Annotated in this window: 18 protein-coding genes; 9 read left to right on the top strand and 9 right to left on the bottom strand. The window is 68.6% G+C overall.

Annotated features, from left to right (window positions below):
* Positions 1-3: 3 nt before the first annotated feature.
* Positions 4-792: an SDR family NAD(P)-dependent oxidoreductase gene (locus tag ACWCPQ_RS07615; protein WP_449895923.1), complete on the top strand. Its 789-nt coding sequence runs from the start codon at positions 4-6 to the stop codon at positions 790-792.
* Positions 793-851: 59 nt separating this feature from the next.
* Positions 852-2,180 carry an FAD-dependent oxidoreductase gene (locus ACWCPQ_RS07610; RefSeq protein WP_449895921.1) on the top strand — a complete coding sequence of 443 codons (1,329 nt, stop codon included), beginning with the start codon at positions 852-854 and terminating at the stop codon, positions 2,178-2,180.
* A gap of 119 nt (positions 2,181-2,299) precedes the next feature.
* Here ACWCPQ_RS07610 and ACWCPQ_RS07605 read toward each other — a convergent pair whose 3' ends face one another.
* Complete coding sequence (locus ACWCPQ_RS07605; RefSeq protein ID WP_449895919.1) at positions 2,300-2,947, bottom strand: nitroreductase family protein; 648 nt, start codon at positions 2,945-2,947, stop codon at positions 2,300-2,302.
* Between the two features lie 160 nt (positions 2,948-3,107).
* On the opposite strand from ACWCPQ_RS07605, the gene ACWCPQ_RS07600 reads away from it, so the two are divergent.
* On the top strand, positions 3,108-3,563 hold the full coding sequence (locus tag ACWCPQ_RS07600; protein WP_449895917.1) for a MarR family winged helix-turn-helix transcriptional regulator: 456 nt from the start codon (positions 3,108-3,110) through the stop codon (positions 3,561-3,563).
* Positions 3,564-3,574: 11 nt separating this feature from the next.
* On the opposite strand, the gene ACWCPQ_RS07595 is transcribed toward ACWCPQ_RS07600, so the two are convergent.
* The gene (locus ACWCPQ_RS07595) at positions 3,575-3,982 is read right to left on the bottom strand and encodes a MerR family transcriptional regulator (protein WP_449895915.1); all 408 of its coding nucleotides are present in this window, start codon (positions 3,980-3,982) and stop codon (positions 3,575-3,577) included.
* Between the two features lie 54 nt (positions 3,983-4,036).
* Between ACWCPQ_RS07595 and ACWCPQ_RS07590 the strand changes: the two genes are divergently transcribed.
* Positions 4,037-5,071 carry an oxidoreductase gene (locus ACWCPQ_RS07590; RefSeq protein WP_449895913.1) on the top strand — a complete coding sequence of 345 codons (1,035 nt, stop codon included), beginning with the start codon at positions 4,037-4,039 and terminating at the stop codon, positions 5,069-5,071.
* The gene (locus ACWCPQ_RS07585) at positions 5,068-5,517 is read left to right on the top strand and encodes a hypothetical protein (RefSeq protein ID WP_449895911.1); all 450 of its coding nucleotides are present in this window, start codon (positions 5,068-5,070) and stop codon (positions 5,515-5,517) included. The genes ACWCPQ_RS07590 and ACWCPQ_RS07585 overlap by 4 nt, the downstream gene beginning before the upstream one ends.
* A gap of 64 nt (positions 5,518-5,581) precedes the next feature.
* Here ACWCPQ_RS07585 and ACWCPQ_RS07580 read toward each other — a convergent pair whose 3' ends face one another.
* Complete coding sequence (locus tag ACWCPQ_RS07580; protein WP_449895909.1) at positions 5,582-6,628, bottom strand: YdcF family protein; 1,047 nt, start codon at positions 6,626-6,628, stop codon at positions 5,582-5,584.
* A gap of 383 nt (positions 6,629-7,011) precedes the next feature.
* Between ACWCPQ_RS07580 and ACWCPQ_RS07575 the strand changes: the two genes are divergently transcribed.
* Positions 7,012-8,376, top strand: a complete 1,365-nt coding sequence (locus tag ACWCPQ_RS07575; protein ID WP_449896226.1) for a hypothetical protein — start codon at positions 7,012-7,014, stop codon at positions 8,374-8,376.
* A gap of 16 nt (positions 8,377-8,392) precedes the next feature.
* Here the strand turns inward: ACWCPQ_RS07575 and ACWCPQ_RS07570 are convergent, their stop codons facing one another.
* From ACWCPQ_RS07570 to ACWCPQ_RS07555, 4 genes are all read right to left on the bottom strand, one after another.
* Positions 8,393-9,646, bottom strand: coding sequence for an arginine deiminase (locus ACWCPQ_RS07570; protein WP_449895907.1), 1,254 nt, complete (start codon positions 9,644-9,646; stop codon positions 8,393-8,395).
* 49 nt (positions 9,647-9,695) lie between these two features.
* Positions 9,696-11,135: a basic amino acid/polyamine antiporter gene (locus tag ACWCPQ_RS07565; RefSeq protein ID WP_449895905.1), complete on the bottom strand. Its 1,440-nt coding sequence runs from the start codon at positions 11,133-11,135 to the stop codon at positions 9,696-9,698.
* Between the two features lie 196 nt (positions 11,136-11,331).
* On the bottom strand, positions 11,332-12,540 hold the full coding sequence (locus tag ACWCPQ_RS07560; RefSeq protein ID WP_449895903.1) for an MFS transporter: 1,209 nt from the start codon (positions 12,538-12,540) through the stop codon (positions 11,332-11,334).
* Between the two features lie 102 nt (positions 12,541-12,642).
* A complete protein-coding gene (locus ACWCPQ_RS07555) occupies positions 12,643-13,125 on the bottom strand; it encodes a MarR family transcriptional regulator (RefSeq protein ID WP_449895901.1) in 483 nt (160 codons plus the stop codon).
* 129 nt (positions 13,126-13,254) lie between these two features.
* Between ACWCPQ_RS07555 and ACWCPQ_RS07550 the strand changes: the two genes are divergently transcribed.
* The 3 genes from ACWCPQ_RS07550 to ACWCPQ_RS07540 all read left to right on the top strand — a co-directional run bounded on the left by ACWCPQ_RS07550 (position 13,255) and on the right by ACWCPQ_RS07540 (position 15,496).
* Positions 13,255-13,767 (top strand): anthrone oxygenase family protein, encoded by a 513-nt coding sequence (locus tag ACWCPQ_RS07550; protein WP_449895899.1) that lies wholly within the window; start codon positions 13,255-13,257, stop codon positions 13,765-13,767.
* 54 nt (positions 13,768-13,821) lie between these two features.
* Positions 13,822-14,517 carry an NAD(P)-dependent oxidoreductase gene (locus tag ACWCPQ_RS07545; protein WP_449895897.1) on the top strand — a complete coding sequence of 232 codons (696 nt, stop codon included), beginning with the start codon at positions 13,822-13,824 and terminating at the stop codon, positions 14,515-14,517.
* A 145-nt stretch (positions 14,518-14,662) separates the two neighbouring features.
* Positions 14,663-15,496, top strand: a complete 834-nt coding sequence (locus tag ACWCPQ_RS07540; protein ID WP_449895896.1) for an alpha/beta hydrolase — start codon at positions 14,663-14,665, stop codon at positions 15,494-15,496.
* 46 nt (positions 15,497-15,542) lie between these two features.
* On the opposite strand, the gene ACWCPQ_RS07535 is transcribed toward ACWCPQ_RS07540, so the two are convergent.
* Both ACWCPQ_RS07535 and ACWCPQ_RS07530 read right to left on the bottom strand, forming a co-directional pair.
* Positions 15,543-16,595, bottom strand: a complete 1,053-nt coding sequence (locus ACWCPQ_RS07535; protein ID WP_449895894.1) for an AraC family ligand binding domain-containing protein — start codon at positions 16,593-16,595, stop codon at positions 15,543-15,545.
* A 126-nt stretch (positions 16,596-16,721) separates the two neighbouring features.
* A complete protein-coding gene (locus tag ACWCPQ_RS07530) occupies positions 16,722-17,573 on the bottom strand; it encodes a crotonase/enoyl-CoA hydratase family protein (protein ID WP_449895892.1) in 852 nt (283 codons plus the stop codon).
* Positions 17,574-17,594: the final 21 nt, after the last annotated feature.

Here is a 17,594-nt window from a genome sequence, read left to right as displayed (position 1 = left end):
AATATGACCGCCGCACAGTTCGGCGACAAAGTCGCGCTGGTGACCGGAGCCGGTTCCGGAATCGGTGCCGCCACCGCGCGGTTGCTCGCCCACCGCGGCGCACGGGCGGTGTACCTGTGCGATATCGACCGGCGGGCCGCGGCGCGCGTCGCGGCCGAGATCGCCGGCGCGACCGCGGTGGGACTCGATGTATCCGACCCCGCCCAGGTGGACAGCGCGTTCGCCACCGCGCGCACCGACCACGGCCGGGTGGATGTGGTGGTACACGCGGCCGGTATCGACGATCCGGTCAGCAAACAGCGGATCCACGAGGCGGCCGAGCAGAACCGGCCCGCTGATGTCCTGACCCATCTCGACGACGAGCAGTGGCGCCGGATCCTCGCGGTGAATCTGGACGGCACCTTCTATGTACTGCGCGCGGCCGTCCGCGCTATGAAGGAAACCGGTGGCGGTGCGATCGTCACCGTGGGTTCGTCGTCGGCGTTCGACACGTTGACCGGGTATCCGCACTACGCGGCCTCGAAGGCCGGTGTGCACGCGCTGAGTCAGGCCGTTGCCAAAGAGGTCGCGCATTTCGGAATCCGGGTCAACACGGTGGCGCCGGGCCCGGTCGATACCGGGATGGCCGCCCGGACCCCGGCACATCTGCGGGCCGCCATGGCCCGAGGGGCCCCGCGCGGCTACGCGTCCGCCACCGAATTGGCCGACAACATCCTGTATCTCGCCTCACCGGGTGCCGCCAATGTGATCGGCGCGGTCCTGCTGAGCAACGGCGGCCGGTTCACCGTGTGAGTCGGCCTTCCGGATCCACCGCGGGGACGACCCGCGATTCGAGCGATGAGGAAACGACGATGCGAACAATCGAGACAGATGTCCTGGTGATCGGCGCGGGGATGGCCGGTCTCACCGCCGCGGCCCGCGCAATCGACCGCGGCCGGTCGGTCGTGGTGGTGGAGAAGGCCGAGACGGTGGGCGGCTCCGCGAGATACGCCGGCTACGCGTGGACCGCGCCCACTCGCGCGGTGATGGACGAGGTGAACCCGCACGGTGATCCCGCACTGCGCTACGCACTCGTCGACGGATTCGCCGCCGCGGTCGCGTGGATCCGCGCCCTCGGGGTGCGCTGCGGCGATCCGGTTCCCATCCTGAGATACGGGATCGGCCACCAGTTCGACACCAATCAGTACATCGATGAATGCCGGCGCCGGATCACCGCCGTAGCGGAGCTTTTCACCGGCACCGACACCGTCGAACTACTGACCCGCGATACGACCGTCGCGGGTGCGCGGGTACGTCTGCCCGACCGAACGGAGATCGAAATCCGTAGTACGGCAGTCATTCTGGCTACCGGCGGCTTCCAAGCCGACGGCGCCCTCACCGCCGAGTACATCCATCCGCGGGCGCCGGAGATGCAATTGCGATCCAATCCGGCCAGTGCCGGCGACGGACTGCGCCTGGCCGAACAGGCCGGCGCCGCCACCGGTACCCCGCACTCCGGTTTCTACGGGCACCTGGTGCCCACCGGTGTTCCGTTCCGCGATCCCGCCGATTTCGTCGCGCTGTCGCTGTACTACAGCGAACACGCGCTGTTGTTCAACCTGGACAACGAGCGCTTCACCGATGAAACCCTCGGCGACCATCTCACCGCTATGCGGCTGCTCGAACAGCCGCAGGCACGCGGGCTGCTGGTCGCCGACGAGCGGGTGTATCGCGAATGGGTTCTCGGCAGCTATGTCGAAGGCGCCGTCGCGGTGGACAAGTTCGATCTCACCCAGCGGCGCAACGGCCGCTGCGGCACCGCCGATTCGCTGGACGATCTCGCCTACCTCCCGGCGGAGTGGGGTTACGACGGCTCGGCGATCGCTGCACAGATCAGGGCGGTCAACGCCGCCGGGGCCGGGGTGCTCCCCACCCGCACCCACGACGCGCGACCGCTGGACCGCGGCCCGTACTACATCATCGAAACCTGCCCCGCGCTGACCTTCCCGTTCCACGGCATCCGGATCGATGCCGCCGCCCGGGTACTCGCCACCACGGGTGGTCCGATCGAAGGCCTGTACGCGGCGGGATCCGATATCGGCGGTCTCTACTACGATGCCTACGCGGGCGGTATAGCACCGGCCCTCGTCTTCGGTCTGGCCGCGGCCGATACCGCGGCCGAGCGGCGGATCGCCGTCTGACACCACCCGGCGACCGCCACCATCGTCGCGGCGCGGGATATACACAGGCCCCGTCCGGATCACGCCCGGCCCGGACGGCCCCGCACGCCGGTATCCCGCGATTCACCACGGACCGGCGCTCACCACCGATTCCAGTGCAGCACCTGCTCCCGGCCGATACGCGGGGCGGGGCGGAATTCGGTACCCAGGGTGAAGGCCAGCGGGATGAGGGCCGCGAGCATCACCTCGTCGTACGGAACGCCCAGAACGGCGGCGAGCTCGCGTTCGAGTGGACCCTGCGCCGTCGTCCAGACCGTCCCGAGTCCGCGGTCGCGGGCGGCGAGCATGAAGCTCCAGACGGCCGGCAGGATGGAACCCCAGGTCATGGATTGCTCCAGTACGCTCGCCTGATCGGTGCGGCCCTCGACGGCCGGGATCACGAAGGCCGGTACCCGGTGGATGTTGTCGTAGAGGTGCTGGAATCCTTCGCCGATCCGCCGGAGCGATCCGGGGTGGGCGTTCATCCGGCGTAGATCCCGGCGGCTGACCGGGGCGGCGCCGCCGGTCCGGACCGCCGCGCGGAATACGGCCGCGACCTCGGCCCGCTGTGCCGTATCGGTGACGACCAGGAAATGCCAACGCTGCCGGTTCCGGCCGGTGGGCGCCTGGGTCGCCAGGTCGACGCATTCCTCGATCAGGTGGCGGGGCACGGGCCGGGTGAAATCGAGGCGTTTGCGCACCGCACGGGTGGTGGACAGGACGTCCTCCGCGGACAGGTTCAGCGACATCGGGCGGTCTCCTACTCCGGTGCGAGTGGACGGAGCCGGACTCGCAGCCGGTTCCATCTGCCCACAAATCATCTTCAACAAGACTGTTTTCGACCGTACGGCCCCAGATGATCTGCTGTCAAATGATCTCGCGACAGATGATTGTGCTAGCCTGACGGTCATGCCCGCCAGGACGCCCGACCCCGACCCGACCGCGTACTTCCCGAAACTGGCCGCCGAACGGCCGGATATCGCGCTGTGCCGCGCCTCGGCGGCGGTGGCCCGCGCGGCGGAGGCGGCAGCCCGGGAACACGGGCTCGGGGTCGGCCAGCATCTGGTGCTGAAAATGCTGGCGGCCGTCGGACCGCGCTCGCAGCAGGAGCTCAGCACGGAATTGCGGATCGATCGCAGTGTCATGGTCGGCATCGCCGACGAGCTGGAACAGTCCGGATACGTCCGGCGCGAACGTGATCCCGCCGACCGGCGCGCCTACGCGGTCACCCTCACCACCGCCGGGCGCCGCGCACTCACGAAGGCGGAGAAACACATCCCGGACTTCCTCGAGCGTACCTTCGCCACGCTCACCGCCGCCGAACGCGAACAACTGGCCTCATTGCTGGGCAAACTGCTGGGCTGAACGGTGAAGAACTACTCCGGCGGCGTAGGCGACCAGAGCCCGGTAGCGGTACCGGCGGCCAGATGCCCACGGTAGACACCGACCTTGTCGCGAATGATGTCGAGGCTCGCGGCCAGATCGGCGATCTTGTCCTCGACCGCCCGTTGGTGCTCTTCGAGCAGCGCCAGCCGCTGCGCCTCGTTGCCGGGACCGGATCGGACCAGTGCGGCGAACCGCTGCACGGTGGCGATCGGCATCCCGGAATCCCGGAGCCGTTTACACAGCAGCAGCCATTCCACATCGGCGGCGCCGTAGACGCGGCGCCCGCCGGCCGTCCGCGGAATCGCTCGCAGGAACAGCCCCTCCCGTTCGAAGAAGCGCAACGCGTGGACGCCGAGACCGGTCGCCTCCGCCACGTCCCCGATGGACAACTCGCTCATACACCACCCGCACAGCTTGACCTAGATCGCACTCTAGATCCTAGCGTTCCACCCATGGCTACCACACAACGCAAGATCGGCTCCGGCTTCGGTCCCCGCAGCACCGCGGACGACGTCCTGGCGGGCCTCGACCTCGACGGCCGTACCGCCCTCGTCACCGGCGGATACTCCGGTCTGGGCCGGGAGGCAACCACCGCACTCGCCCGGGCCGGCGCCGACGTCATCGTGCCCGCGCGCCGGCCGGCGGCCGCCGTCGCCGCGCTACCCGACCACCCGCGGATCCGGGTACTGGAACTCGACCTGGCTTCCCCGGCCGCGATCCGGGTATTCGCCGACCGGTTCCTGGAAACAGATACGGTCCTCGACATCGTCCTCTGCAACGCCGGGGTGATGGCCTATCCGGCCGAACGTATCGATCCCGGCTGGGAAGCCCATTTCGCCATCAATCACCTCGGCCACTTCGCACTCGTCAACCGGCTGCGTCCGGCTCTCGCTCCGGACGGCGCACGGGTGGTCTCGGTATCCTCCGCTGGACATTTCCTCTCCGGCATCCGCTGGGACGACCCGCATTTCCGGCGCGATTACGACCATCTCGCGGCCTACGGACAATCCAAAACCGCCAACGCGCTGTTCGCCGTGCACCTGAACGAACTCGGTACCTCCGATGGCGTTCGCGCCTTCGCGGTGCATCCGGGCAGTATCCTCACGCCGCTGCAGCGGCATATCCCCCGCACCGAACAGTTGGCCCAGGGCTGGCTCACCGAACACGGCGACCCCGCGGCCGGCTTCAAAACCCCCGCACAGGGCGCGGCCACGGCGGTATGGGCCGCGACCTCACCACTGCTGGACGGGTACGGCGGCGCCTACTGCCAGGACTGCGATATCGCCGAACCGGCCGTCGACGACGATATGCTCCGCGGCGGTGTGAAACCGTGGGCAACCGATCCCGACGCGGCCGCCCGGCTCTGGGCGCTCTCTGCCGAACTCACCGCTCACGACGGCTTCGCACACCGGCTGAGGCGACCCCTTGAAGCCGGGGCCCGGGCTGCCGGGCGGGATCGCCGCGGGCCGGTACTGTGCGGAGAATGACCGAATCGAGTGGGCTACCCGGCGACGAACACCCGATCGATGCGCTGCCCGAGGTCGAACAGGTCCACTCACTGCTGGCCACCTGGCTCGGTACGCCGGCGTCTCCCCAGGTGCTGGACGGGTTCGCCGCCGCCCACCTCGGCGACTTCTCCATGGTGACGGTATCGGGCGCGGTACTGCGCAGAACCGAACTGCTCGCGGGTCTGCACCGCGCCCGCAACACCCGCCCCGGTCTGAGAATCGAGGTATCGGAGATCGAAATACTGTGCACCACCGTCGATACCACCGTGGTGCGCTTCGTGGAAACGCACCGCGACGGCGCGGATACCGACTACCGGCGCACGACCGCGGTCCTGCGTGCCGACCCGGAGCAGAACAGGTACCGGTGGCTGACGGTGCACGAAACCGCGGTCACGCCGGCCGAAGTCGAACGCTCGCTGAGCTGAATCCCGGCATACGCCCGGACGCGGTCGGTAGCCGCGCGTCGCCGCCGGCACGGCGGGAACCGGCTCAGGTGGACAGGTAGGCGTCGACGGCGGCGGCGGTGAGCGCGACCACCGTCGCCGCGGCGACCGCCAGGTGGGTACGGCGGTAGTGGGTGGCGAGGACGGCCACGAACTCACGCAGGAAGGCCGCGGGGATGAAATAGCGGGCGGTGCGGGCGCCGATCACCTGTGCGTCCACGCCGAGGCGGCGGGTGAGCGCCGCGGCGCGCAGCACGTGGAAATTACTGGTGACCACGGTTATCCGGGCTTCGGAGAGGTCGAGTCCGCGGCTGCGGAGCAGGTCCACGGTGTTGCGGAGGTTCTCCTCGGTATTACGCGAGCATCGTTCGCGAACGATCGCAGTTTCGGCGAGCCCCGCGGCCACCAGGTAGTTCGCCATCGCATCGGCTTCGCTCAGTGCTTCGTCACTGCCCTTCCCGCCGGAAGTGACCACGACCGGTGCGCGGCCGGCCGCAATTTCGGCCCGGTACACCCGCAACGCCCGGTCCAGGCGGGCCGCGAGCAAGGGGGTTACGTGGTTGCGGTTCAGGCCGCAGCCGAGAACTACGACGGCGTCCGCACCCGTCTCGGTCGCGAGTTCGCCGTAGACGACCGCCTGCCCGGCGAACGCGAGCAGATGGGCCAGTAGGTACACACCGACAGCGGTCGCCGTGGCGGCGACCAGTATCAACCAGTGCGGTACCGCGGGACCGCGCCACAGGGCGACCGCCGCGGCGACGGGCAACACCACGAGGCCGGACCCCACCAGCAGCGGGGTCATGGTGATCGGTCGCAGCCCCTCGCGCCGGGTGACGGTGATCCCGTTGGTGAGCAGACCGAGTCCGGCGACGACGATACCCGGCAGCACCAGTGCGCCGAGCAGTACCGAACCCGATTCCGGCACAGCCGGATCGGCGAGTCGCGCGGCCACCGTCGCGACGCCGGCCACCACCAGCGAGACGGCCGCCAAGAGGAAGAATCCGGTGGACAACCGGCGTGGTTCCCGGCGCATCCGGACCGAGCCGAACACCGCCACCACCCAACCCGCCGCGAGCAATACCGCAGGGTCCACGTCTCTCCTCCTGTACCGGTGCGGACGAAAATGCAGCTGTTCCGGCGGTATACCCGAAAATTTGCCCGTCGTTCGCCCTCGACGATTTCACCGGGAAGAAGAAGCGGCCTGCCTCGCTCCGCGGTACCGAGAAGAGATCCGCACCGGTCCCGCGCCGAGTACCGGCCCGAGGCGGCCCTCCCACTCCGTGGCCGCCGTTCTCCCGCGTGCTCAGGTGGTCCCGTTATGCTGCCCGGGTGAGGAGCCCCGCCCCGTAGCGGACGGTCCGGATCCTCTCGCACCGAGCAGATCCGGCCGGTCCGGAAGATCGAGAGAAGTGATCGATGCGGTCTTCGTACAGCGCAATCCTGCGCCGGGCTCTCCCGGCGGCGGCAGCCGTACTGATGGTGGTGGGCGCCGCCGGGGGCGCGGCCGCGGACCGGCCGGAACCCGATCTCGGGCCCGCCGGTACCTCGCTGATCCACGGCGACCTCGCCTCCACCGACAGCACCGGGCTCGCCGGTCCCGGCCCGGCGGGCCGGCTCGTCGCATCCTCGGTTCCGGGTGGGGCGTGCAGCGCCACTTTCGTGGCCTCCGACGGTATGCCGCTGGCACTGTGCACCGGATTCGTCGGGATCACCCCGCCGCAGGTAGCCGTCCCGACGGTGCAACTGTTCGATCCGGTGTCCGCCACCCCGCTCGCCTCGGTTCAGCTGACGAAGGGCGGGCTGCTGGGCGGTGTGTACGGATACCTCGACGGCGGCGACCGGGTGGTCGTCGCCGACGGGGCAGGTGCGATCGACAAGGTCGCGCACCGGCGGACACCGGACGGCCGCTGGGAGTTGTTCGTCGACGAGCGGATCGATATCGCCGGCAGTATCCCGGCGGGCGATGCGATCACCGGTGTGGCACCCGACTATCAGGGCCGGATCTGGTTCGCCACCACCGGCGGCGTGATCGGCACCGTCGACTCCACCGGTCGTATCGCCTCGACCCGGCTACCCGACGGCGAGAAACTCACCAACGGGCTGAGTGTGCGCCCGGCCGGCACCTCGGTGCTGACCACCCGCGCCCTCTACGAGATGCGCGCCACCGATTCCGGTACGCCGGAGGTGGTCTGGCGCCGGGCCTACGAGGCGGGAACAGTTCGTAAACCCGGACAGCTCGGTCCCGGGTCCGGTACCACGCCCACCTATTTCGGGCCGGGTGGTGACGACTGGGTGGCAATCGTGGACGATGCGCCGCGACCGCAGCTGATCGTCTACCGCGCCGACGACGGATCCCAGGTATGCCGGACACCGGCCTTCGAGGCTTCCGGTCAGGGCACCGAGAATTCCCCGATGGCCTGGGGGAATTCGCTGGTGATTCCCAGTACCTACGGGTTCGGCTATCCCCCGCAGGCGACATCGGGTCCCAGCGATCCACCGAATGCGGCGTTCACCGGCGGAATGACCCGCATCGACGTCTCGGAGTCCGGATGCCGGCGAGTGTGGGAGACCACCGACCGGATGGCATCGCTGCCCCGGCTGTCCCGAGCAGACGGACTGATCTACGGGCTCTCCTACGGGCCGCTCCCGCCCGGCGGCGGTATCCAGCAGGTGGGCCCGGTCTACTACACCGCGGTCGATTTCGGGAGCGGCGAGCCACGGGCACGCCGGGAGGTGGGCGCCGCACCGCTGGACGAGCCCTTGCAGCTCACCGGAACAATCGGTCCCGACCGTTCGTACTGGCAGGCCACGGTGGGCCGGATGCTGCGAATCGCGCCGTAGGCGGGAGCCGCTCGGTTCAGTCGATCGGATCGCGGACGATAGGGCAGGTCATACAGTGGCCGCCACCGCGCCCGCGTCCGAGTTCGGCACCGACGATGGTGATCACCTCCACTCCGGCCCGGCGCAGCGCGGCATTGGTCTGGGTATTGCGGTCGTAGGTGAACACCACACCCGGTTCCAGCGCTACGGCATTGTTTCCCGAATCCCACTGCTGCCGTTCGGAAGCATAGAAGTCGCCCGCCGTCTCGACCACCCGCAGTGCGGGGAAACCGAGTGCGCGCGCGACCACGTCGACGAAGGCGGTGCCCCGTTCGTCGATGATCTCGACACCCGGTGTCCGGTCCGACGGCCGCAGGGTGAACGGATGGATACCGTCGACGATGCCCGGGTGGACAGTCACCAGATCGCGGTCGGCGAAGGTGAAGACCGTGTCCAGGTGCATCGCTGCCCGGAGTTTCGGCATACCGGCCACGATCACCTGGTCGGCCACCTGCGCCTCGAACAAGGCCTTCGCCAGCTGGGTGATCGCCTGCCGGGAGCTACGTTCACTCATACCGACCAGAACCGTGCGGTTACCGACCGGCATCACGTCACCACCTTCGAGAGAGGCTTGGCCCCAATCTTTTTCGGGATCGCCCCACCACACGGTCGAACCGGCGTAGTCGGGATGGAACCGGTAGATCGCCTTCATCAGCAGTGTTTCGTCGTGCCGGGCCGGCCAGAACAGCGGATTGAGGGTGAGCCCGCCGTAGATCCAGCAGGTGGTGTCCCGGGTGTAGAGGGTGTTGGGCAGGGGTGGCAGCAGGTACTCCGGATTGCCCAGCGACTCGCGGGCCAGCGCCGCATATCCGGTGCGGAAGTCGGCGGGCAGGTCCGCGATGGCCAACCCGCCGATGAGGAAGCGCGCGAGTTCGCGAGCAGGCAGGGTTTCCAGGTAGTCCCGGGTGTTCTCGACCAGGCCGAGGCCGACCCGGTTCGCGATGATCTTGCGATCGAGCAGCCAGCTCCGGGCGACCGGATCGCCCATGGTCTCGGCCAGCAGATCGTGCAGTTCGACCACCTCGACACCGCGGTTGGTCAGTTTGTTCACGAAGTCGAGATGGTCGCGCTGCGCCGCCTCCACCCACATGACATCGTCGAAGAGCAGTTCGTCGGAGTTGGTCGGGGTGAGGCGTTCATGGGCCAGTCCCGGCGAGCAGACGAGCACCCGGCGCAACCGGCCGACCTCGGAATGGACGCCGTACCGGGATGGTTCGGTGTTCGCGGTCATTGCGCTACCTTCCGTCGGCTGGTTCGAGGTACCGGATCCGGTACAGCGGTCACAGATCGATCCATCCCGCCGCCAGTGCGACGACGCCGAGCACTCCGCCGATCGCGACCAGTGCGAAGAGGACGGCTTCGGCGGGAGTGAATACCCGGCGGCCCTGTTCACGGCGCGCCAGCACGAAAAGGAAGGTCACCGGCGCGTAGAAGATGAGCGATACCAGGACGAACCGCAACCCGGCCGCGTACAGCAGGAAGACGGTGTAGAGCGTGGCGAGCACGGCGATGATCAGATCGCCGCGCCGGATGGCGGCACGTTCGCCGGTATAGGTTTCGCGCGTGCGGCAGAGCTTCAGCGCGTACCCGGCGGCCAGCAGGAACGGGATCAGGGTGAGCGAGGCGGTGAGATCGAGAGCGAAATCGAAGGCGTCCTCGGAGAACAAGGTGATCACCAACACTGTCTGGGAGAGCGCAGTGCTCAGCAGCAACGCGTCGACGGGGACGTCGCGGTCGGTGACGCGCGCCAGGAAGCGCGGCATATCGGCGTCCTTCGCCGCGACGAAGAGCACTTCGGCGGCCATGAGCGCCCAGGCCAGATACGCGCCCAGCACCGAGATGATCAGTCCCGCGCCGACGAACGCGGTCCCCCAGGAACCGACCGCCACCTCCAGCACTCCGGCCATCGACGGCTGCCGCAGTTCGGCGATCTCGGCCATCGGCATGATGCCGTAGGACACCACCGTCACCGAGGCGAAAATGGCCAGCACGCTCAGGAAACCGAGCAGTGTCGCCCGGCCGACGTCCTCGCGCCGCTGGGCGTGGCGGGAGTACACGCTGGCGCCCTCGACACCGAGGAACACGAACACCGTGACCAGCATCGTGCCGCTGACCTGATCGAACAGCGAACCCGCGTAGTCGGCGCCACGGAAGTTGCCGGCGAAGATCCGCGGATCGAGCAGGAAGGCGGCGAGCAGTACGAAAACGATGATCGGCACCAGTTTGGCGGCGGTGACGATCCGGTTGATCGCCGCGGCCTCTTCGGTTCCGCGCCGGATGAGCAGGAAGAACGACCACAGTCCGATCGAGGACGCGACGACCGCGATGAGCGTATCGCCGGAGCCCAGCGCGGGGATCCACTGGCCGAGCGTGGACATGATCAGCACCCAGTAGGTCACGTTCCCCACGCAGGCGCTGGCCCAGTAGCCGGCCGCGGAGTAGAAGCCGATGAACTCGCCGAACCCGGCTTTGGCGTAGGCGTACACACCGGCGTCCAGATCGGGTTTGCGCACCGCGAGCCGCTGGAACACCAGCGCCAGCATCAGCATCCCCGCGCCGGCGATGGCCCACGCGATCAGTGCGCCGCCGACACCGGTCTCCTGCGCGAAGCGCCGGGGCAGCGAGAAGACTCCGGCCCCGACCATCGACCCGACGACCATGGCGGTGAGCGTGAGGACGGTGACCTTCGCCGCCCGCTCCGGCACCTGCTGCTGGGTCATCACCACGACCTCTCCGCTCGCCCTGCTACCGAGTAACACCGCAGATCATCAGCCGACGCTCATCGTCGATGATGCATCATCGCGACCGGTCTCCGGATCAACCGGAGTGTTTGCCGGGGGTGTCGGAAAGATCGCCGGGCAGCGCCCGGCGGCACGAGCCCCCGGACCCGGGCGGGTCGGCGGGCTCGGTCCACGGTCAGGAGCGGCGGGCGGTCCGGACGGTCACGGCGAACAGCAGCACACCCGCGGCCGCCAGACCGGCGCCGACCAGTGCGGGGGCGGTGTAGCCGTAACCGGCCGCGATCACCAGGCCACCCAGCCAGGCACCGGCGGCATTGGCGATGTTCAGGGCGGCATGGTTGAGCGCCGCAGCCAGGGTCTGGGCGTCGGCCGCCACATCCATCAGCCGGGTCTGCAGGCCGGGGGCCAGCGCGGCACCCGTGGCGCCGACCAGTAGTACGCCGATTCCGGCGGTGATCGGGTTGTGGGCCGCGGCCACGAAGGCGATGAGCACGACCGTCATGGCGCCCATCGCGACGAAGATCGACCGATCGACGCCGCGATCGGCGAGGATCCCGCCACCGATGTTGCCGAGCACCATGCCCACGCCGAAGAGCATGAGCACCACCGGCACCAGGCCCACACCCATACCCGCGACATCGGTGAGAGTGGTACTCACATAGGTGTAGACGGCGAACATGCCGCCGAAGCCGATGGCACCCACCGCCAGGGTGAGCAGCACCTGCGGCCGGCGCAGCGCGCCGAGTTCGGTGAGCGGATCGGTGGTCACGATCGCGGTCAGCGGCGGAACGAAGCGCAGCAGGGCCAGCACCGTGGCCGCGCCGATGACGGCGACGACCACGAACGCACTACGCCAGCCGAAGTGCTGCCCGAGCCAGGTCGCGGCCGGTACCCCGATGACATTGGCAGTGCTCAGGCCCAGCATCACCGCCGCGACCGCCTTGGCACGTTGCCCGGCCGGCGCCAGCGACGCGGCCGCCAGCGAGGCGACACCGAAGTACGCGCCGTGCGGCAGCCCGGAGACGAAACGCGCGGCGATCATCGTGCCGAAGTTCGGGGCGAACGCCGAGGCGAGGTTGCCGATCGCGAACGCGGCCATCAGCGCGACCAGCAACCGTTTACGCGCCACCGACGCGCACGCCGCGGCGATCACCGGCGCACCGACCACCACCCCGAGCGCGTAGGCGGATACCGCGTGCCCGGCGGACGGCTCGGATACCGAGAACGCGCCCGCGATATCGGGCAGTAGCCCCATCGTGACGAATTCTGTGGTGCCGATACCGAAACCGCCGAGCGCGAGGGCCAGCATCGCCGGAAGGTGCCAGCTGGTGCGGGCGGGCGCGACGGGAGCCGCGCTCGCCGTGGTGGTTGCGGTGGAAGTCACGCTCTGGTGTAACAGACGGCCGCTGGGGAGGTTTCCGCGCGCAGCTGTGAGTTGAGGCACCCACCGGCCGGTGGGCGGGAGGGTTCGCCCGGTGGGAAAGGCTTATTCCGAGGTGAGGCGGGCAGTGGCCTGTTGTCCGGCCGCACCGGAACGATGCAGGAAGTCGGCGATCAATTCGAGTTCGGCGTCGGTGTAACCGGCGCAGAGCTCGTCCATGAGCGCGTTCATACCGGCGTACTGCCGGAAGATCTCGGCATTGCGCCCGGCAACGATGCGGACGTTCACCGCGCGCCGATCGCCGGCAGCCCGTTCCCGGACGATCCAGCCGCCGCGTTCGAGCCGATCGAGTATTCCGGTGATGGTCGCGGGGTGCAGGCCCGCCAGCCGCGCCAGCCCGCTCGGACTCAGCGGACCTTGCCTGCCGAGGATGTCCAGGCAGTCGAGATCGACATCCTTGAGTTCCACCCGCGTCCCCACCCGGTGGTTCAGCAGGGCGAGCGCGACCCGCAGTTCACGCAACGAACCCTTGACCCCGGCGATCAGTTGTCTGCGCTGCCGGGTCACGCCCGGATCGGCTTCGGTCATCTACCCCTCCACATGATCTGGATCTCCGATAGTACGGGGGCCCTGTGCAGCCAGTTCACGGCAACTCTTGCATCTATCATCATTTCCATATTATATGGTTCTCATACTATATGGCTTCAGGAGAAACCCATGACCACTCACCTGGAAGCACCACCCACCCCGACCGGCGATACCCGGCGGATCGCCGCCCTGCGGTTCACCGCTCGCCTTTTCGCCGGTTCGTTCGCCGGTTTCCTGCTCGGGGTACTCGTCCTCGAGTCCTCGCTCCGGACGGCCGACGCCGCCGGCTACACCCTGGTCCGATCCGTGGAACTGGACCGTCTGGATGTCCTCGCGAGCGTCACTCTCCTCCCGGCGCTGGGCCTCGGCGCGGCGCTCGCGGTGGCGGCGTACCGGTCCCACCGAACCTGGCTACCGATCGCGGTCGCCGTGGCGCTGCTGGCAGCGGTCGCGATCGTCAGCGTCACAGTCAATCTGCCCGTCAACGCCCAGCAGGCGACGTGGCTCGAATACGGGATACCGGCCGACTGGTCCGCAGTCCGCGACCGCTGGCAGACCGCCCATACGGTCCGCACCGCCGCGGCGATGGTCGCCTTCGGCCTCCTGCTACTTCCGCCGCGCTCCCGCATCCGCGCCCACTGACATCCGCGCCCACTGAACCGGCGCGACATCCCGTACACCCGAAAGGAAGCAATCATGCGAATCGTCATCTTCGGCGCCAACGGTCCCACCGGACGGCTGCTCACCGGCCAGGCCCTCGCGGCCGGCCACGATATCGTGGCCCTCACCCGCCGCCCCGGCGATTTCCCGGTGACCCACGAACGGCTCACCACGGTGGGTGGGGATGTGTACGACCCGGCCGCCGTCGATCGAGCGGTCGCCGGGGCCGATGCCGTTCTCTCGGCACTCGGCGTGCCGTTCACCAGAAAGCCCATCACGACCTATTCGGCCGGTGTGGCCAATATCGTCGCCGCCATGCGGCGGCACGAGGTGCGCCGGATCGCCGTGGTGTCGTCGAGCGCGGTCGATCCCCATCCGTACGCGGAGGCCGGGTTCCTGTTCAACCGGGTGCTGCAACCGTTCATCACCGGAGTCCTCGGGAAAACCCTCTACCAGGACATGCGTGCGATGGAGGGCCTGCTCAGCGCCTCCGATCTCGACTGGACGATCGTCCGGCCCAGCGGACTCTTCGATCTGCCACATCGCACCGACTACACGATCGCCCCGGAACGGGCCGAGGGCCGGTTCACCTCGCGGACCGATCTCGCGGCCTGTCTGCTGAGCCTCGCGGAGAGCGGCCGCTACCTCCGTACCGCCGTCGGTGTGGTCACCACCACCGACAACCCCGGCATCCTGGACCTCCTCCGAGCGGAGGCATTCGGGAAGAGCTGAGCGCACCGGGCGCCTCCGGGTGCACGAAGCCCCGGCGATACCATCGCCGGGGCCGTCCCCGCACCGCGAACCGACGGCGAACGCAGCACCCAGACCCCGGCGCGGACTCGTCCGAAGGGGTACGAGCTCGGATCGAGGACGGTGGATGGGCGACGAACCGCAAATCCGTGACAGGTACCTTCCCGGCGTCCGGGGCCGGGTGCCGATTCGCGAATACCTGCCCGCTACATCGGATCCGACCGCACCGGCACTGCTGTGGCTGCACGGCGGCGCGTTCGTATCGGGCGGGCTCGATCAACTCGAATCACATGCGGTGGCACTGCGGATCGCCGCGACCGGGCGCCGGGTGCACACCGTCGATTACGCGCTGATCCCCCGGTTCCGCGCCTGGGGCCCGCCGAAATACCGGCCGTCGGACAACCGCTATCCGGCGCCGCTCGACGATGTGCTCACCGCAGTCGCCGACCTCCTGGCCCACGAACCCCGCGTCGTCCTGGGCGGCGCCAGCGCGGGCGCCTGCCTCGCCGCGTCGGCGGCGCTGCGGCTGCGCGCTACGAGCGGCCCCGGACCGGCCGGGCTGATCCTCGCGTACGCGACCCTGCACGCCGAACTCCCCCGGCTGCCACCGCCGGTGCGCGAGCGGTTACAGGGACGGCGCCGGCTCGGCACCTTCACTCCGCAGGTCATCCGCAGGATGAACCTCAACTATGTGGGTTCGGAGGAACTGCTGCGTGACCCGGATGTGTTCCCCGGCGGCGGCAAGCTGACCGGGTTGCCGCCGGTGCTGCTGCTCGACGCCGCGTACGACTCGTTGAGCGCGTCGAGCACCGAATTCGCGGGCGAACTCGCCGAGGCCGGAATCGAGACCGAGCATCTGATCGTGCCGGGAACCCGCCACGGCTTCCTCAACCGGCCCCGGTCGGCCGGGTTCCGCGACGGAACAGCCGCGCTGGTGCGCTGGCTCGATCGACTGGCCTGACGTTCCGGCCGGTCCCTTCATCGAACCGGCCGGAACACCACGACGCTCAGCGGGCCGCCGCGGCCGTCTGCCCCTCGGCCGGATGGACGCCGTACTGATCGGTTTCCATCAGATGCGCGATATCGCGGCCGGCCGGGGTCATGGTGAGGGTCGACCGGGTTTCCACCAGGAACGCCCGGTACCCGGGCCGCACATCCTCTTCGGGCCCCTGATGCAGCAGGCCTTTGGGTGTCCAGGTGACGGTGCCCGGCGTATCGACCGAACCCCACGCCGACGGGCCCATGGCGTAACAGATGACCTCGTCGAAATCGGCGTTGTGGTGCACCGGCGGGCGGGTACTGCGCCGACTGCCGGTGCCGAAGACGAAATCGTGACCCGAGGTACTGCTCATGAGCCGGGCCGGAGCGAGTCCGCCCTCCGCGACAGCGAGGCCCTGCACATGCTCGAGGTTGAACCGGAGAACGAGCGGGGCGCCGAGGACATCGAGACACGGAATCGGATCGACATCGTAGAAATACGAGGTGAAGGTGTCGCCGGTGCGCACGACCACCTCGTATTCGTCTTCCGTCGGCAGGCCCGGGCGGCCGTGCGGTACGGGGCGGTCCAGATGCAGGTCGGGGTTGAAGGTTCCGGGCGCGCCCTCGGGATCGAGATGCAGTTCGCTGGCCGTGACCACGATGAACTCGCTGATCTCCTCGGCGATCTCACCCCACCGGTAGGTCACCGCGCGCGGGATCAGGACGATATCCCCGGCCCGCACCTCGAGCGTGCCCACCTCGGTATCGAGTTCACCACGCCCGGCGACGATGTAGTGCAACTCGTCGGCCCAGACGTTGACGTAGCCGAAGGTCATGGCGGCCGAACGCCGGCTCAGTTCGAAACTGATGCCTTCGCCCTCGAGGATCGGGACCGGAAGCGCCTTCGGCTCCGCGAACACACCGGCCGGTAGGTCCCAGGTGTGGAAGCGGCGCGGCACATATTCACCACGGGCGTGTAGAAAACGGGGCCGGTACTGGGCGCGCGCAATCGTCGTGTTGGGGCCGGCGAAACCGTTGCGGGAGAAAAGCTCGATATTGGGCGCCAGGACTTCGTCTGGCATGCAGCACCTCCGAAACTCGTTGTGCCACAGATCCTAGACCCGCGCCTTTGTGCCCGCGCACTTTTGCGAACTCACCTTTGCCAAGGTATCTGTCACCGAAAGTACACTCCCAGCAGGGATTCCGGATCAGCGCCGGGACTGCGGTACCGGCAGATCCGCGCCGAAGATCTCCGGCAGATCGCGCGCCACACTGTCGGGGTAGCGCGCGGGCCGCTTCTCCAGGAACGACGACACGCCTTCTCGCGCATCGGCGCTGGCACCTCGGCTGAGGATGCGCCGCGATTCGACCCGGTGCGCGACCATCGGATGATCGGCACCCAGCCCGCGCCACAACATCTGCCGCGACAGCGCCACCGACACCGGTGCGGAATGCTCGGTGATCCGGCGCGCCAGCGCGTAGGTTTCGTCCAGCAGGGTGTCGGCCTGATACAGCCCATAGAACAATCCGGCCTCGTGCGCTTCGGCCGCATCGACGATCCGCCCCGAATACACCCAGTCCAGCGCCTTCTGCACGGAGACCAGTCGCGGTAGGAACCAGCTCGAGCAGGATTCCGGAACGATCCCGCGGCGGTTGAACACGAAGCCGATCCGGGCGTTGTCGACCGCCAACCGGAAATCGGCGGCCAGCGTCATGGTGATACCCACACCGACAGCGGGGCCGTTGATCGCGGCGATCACAGGTTTGCGGGATTCGAACATCCGCAGCACGACTTCCCCACCGCCGTCGCGGAACTCCTCGGTCGCCGCGTCCCCCGACGCAACGAAGGTCTCCGCACCGGCGGACAGATCGGCGCCGGCGCAGAAGGCCCGGCCGGCGCCGGTGATCACCACGGCCCGCACCGCGTCGTCCCGGTCGGTGGTGTCGAACGCCTCGATCAGCTCGTCACCCATCGCGGTCGTGAAGGCATTGAGTTTGTCCGGGCGGTCCAGCGTGATGGTGGCGACGGAGTCGGAAATATCGAGGCGAATATCGGCCATACGGGACAGCATGCCATTCGT

Source organism: Nocardia sp. NPDC001965 (assembly GCF_053594175.1).
This window is presented reverse-complemented; position numbering and strand designations above follow the sequence as displayed.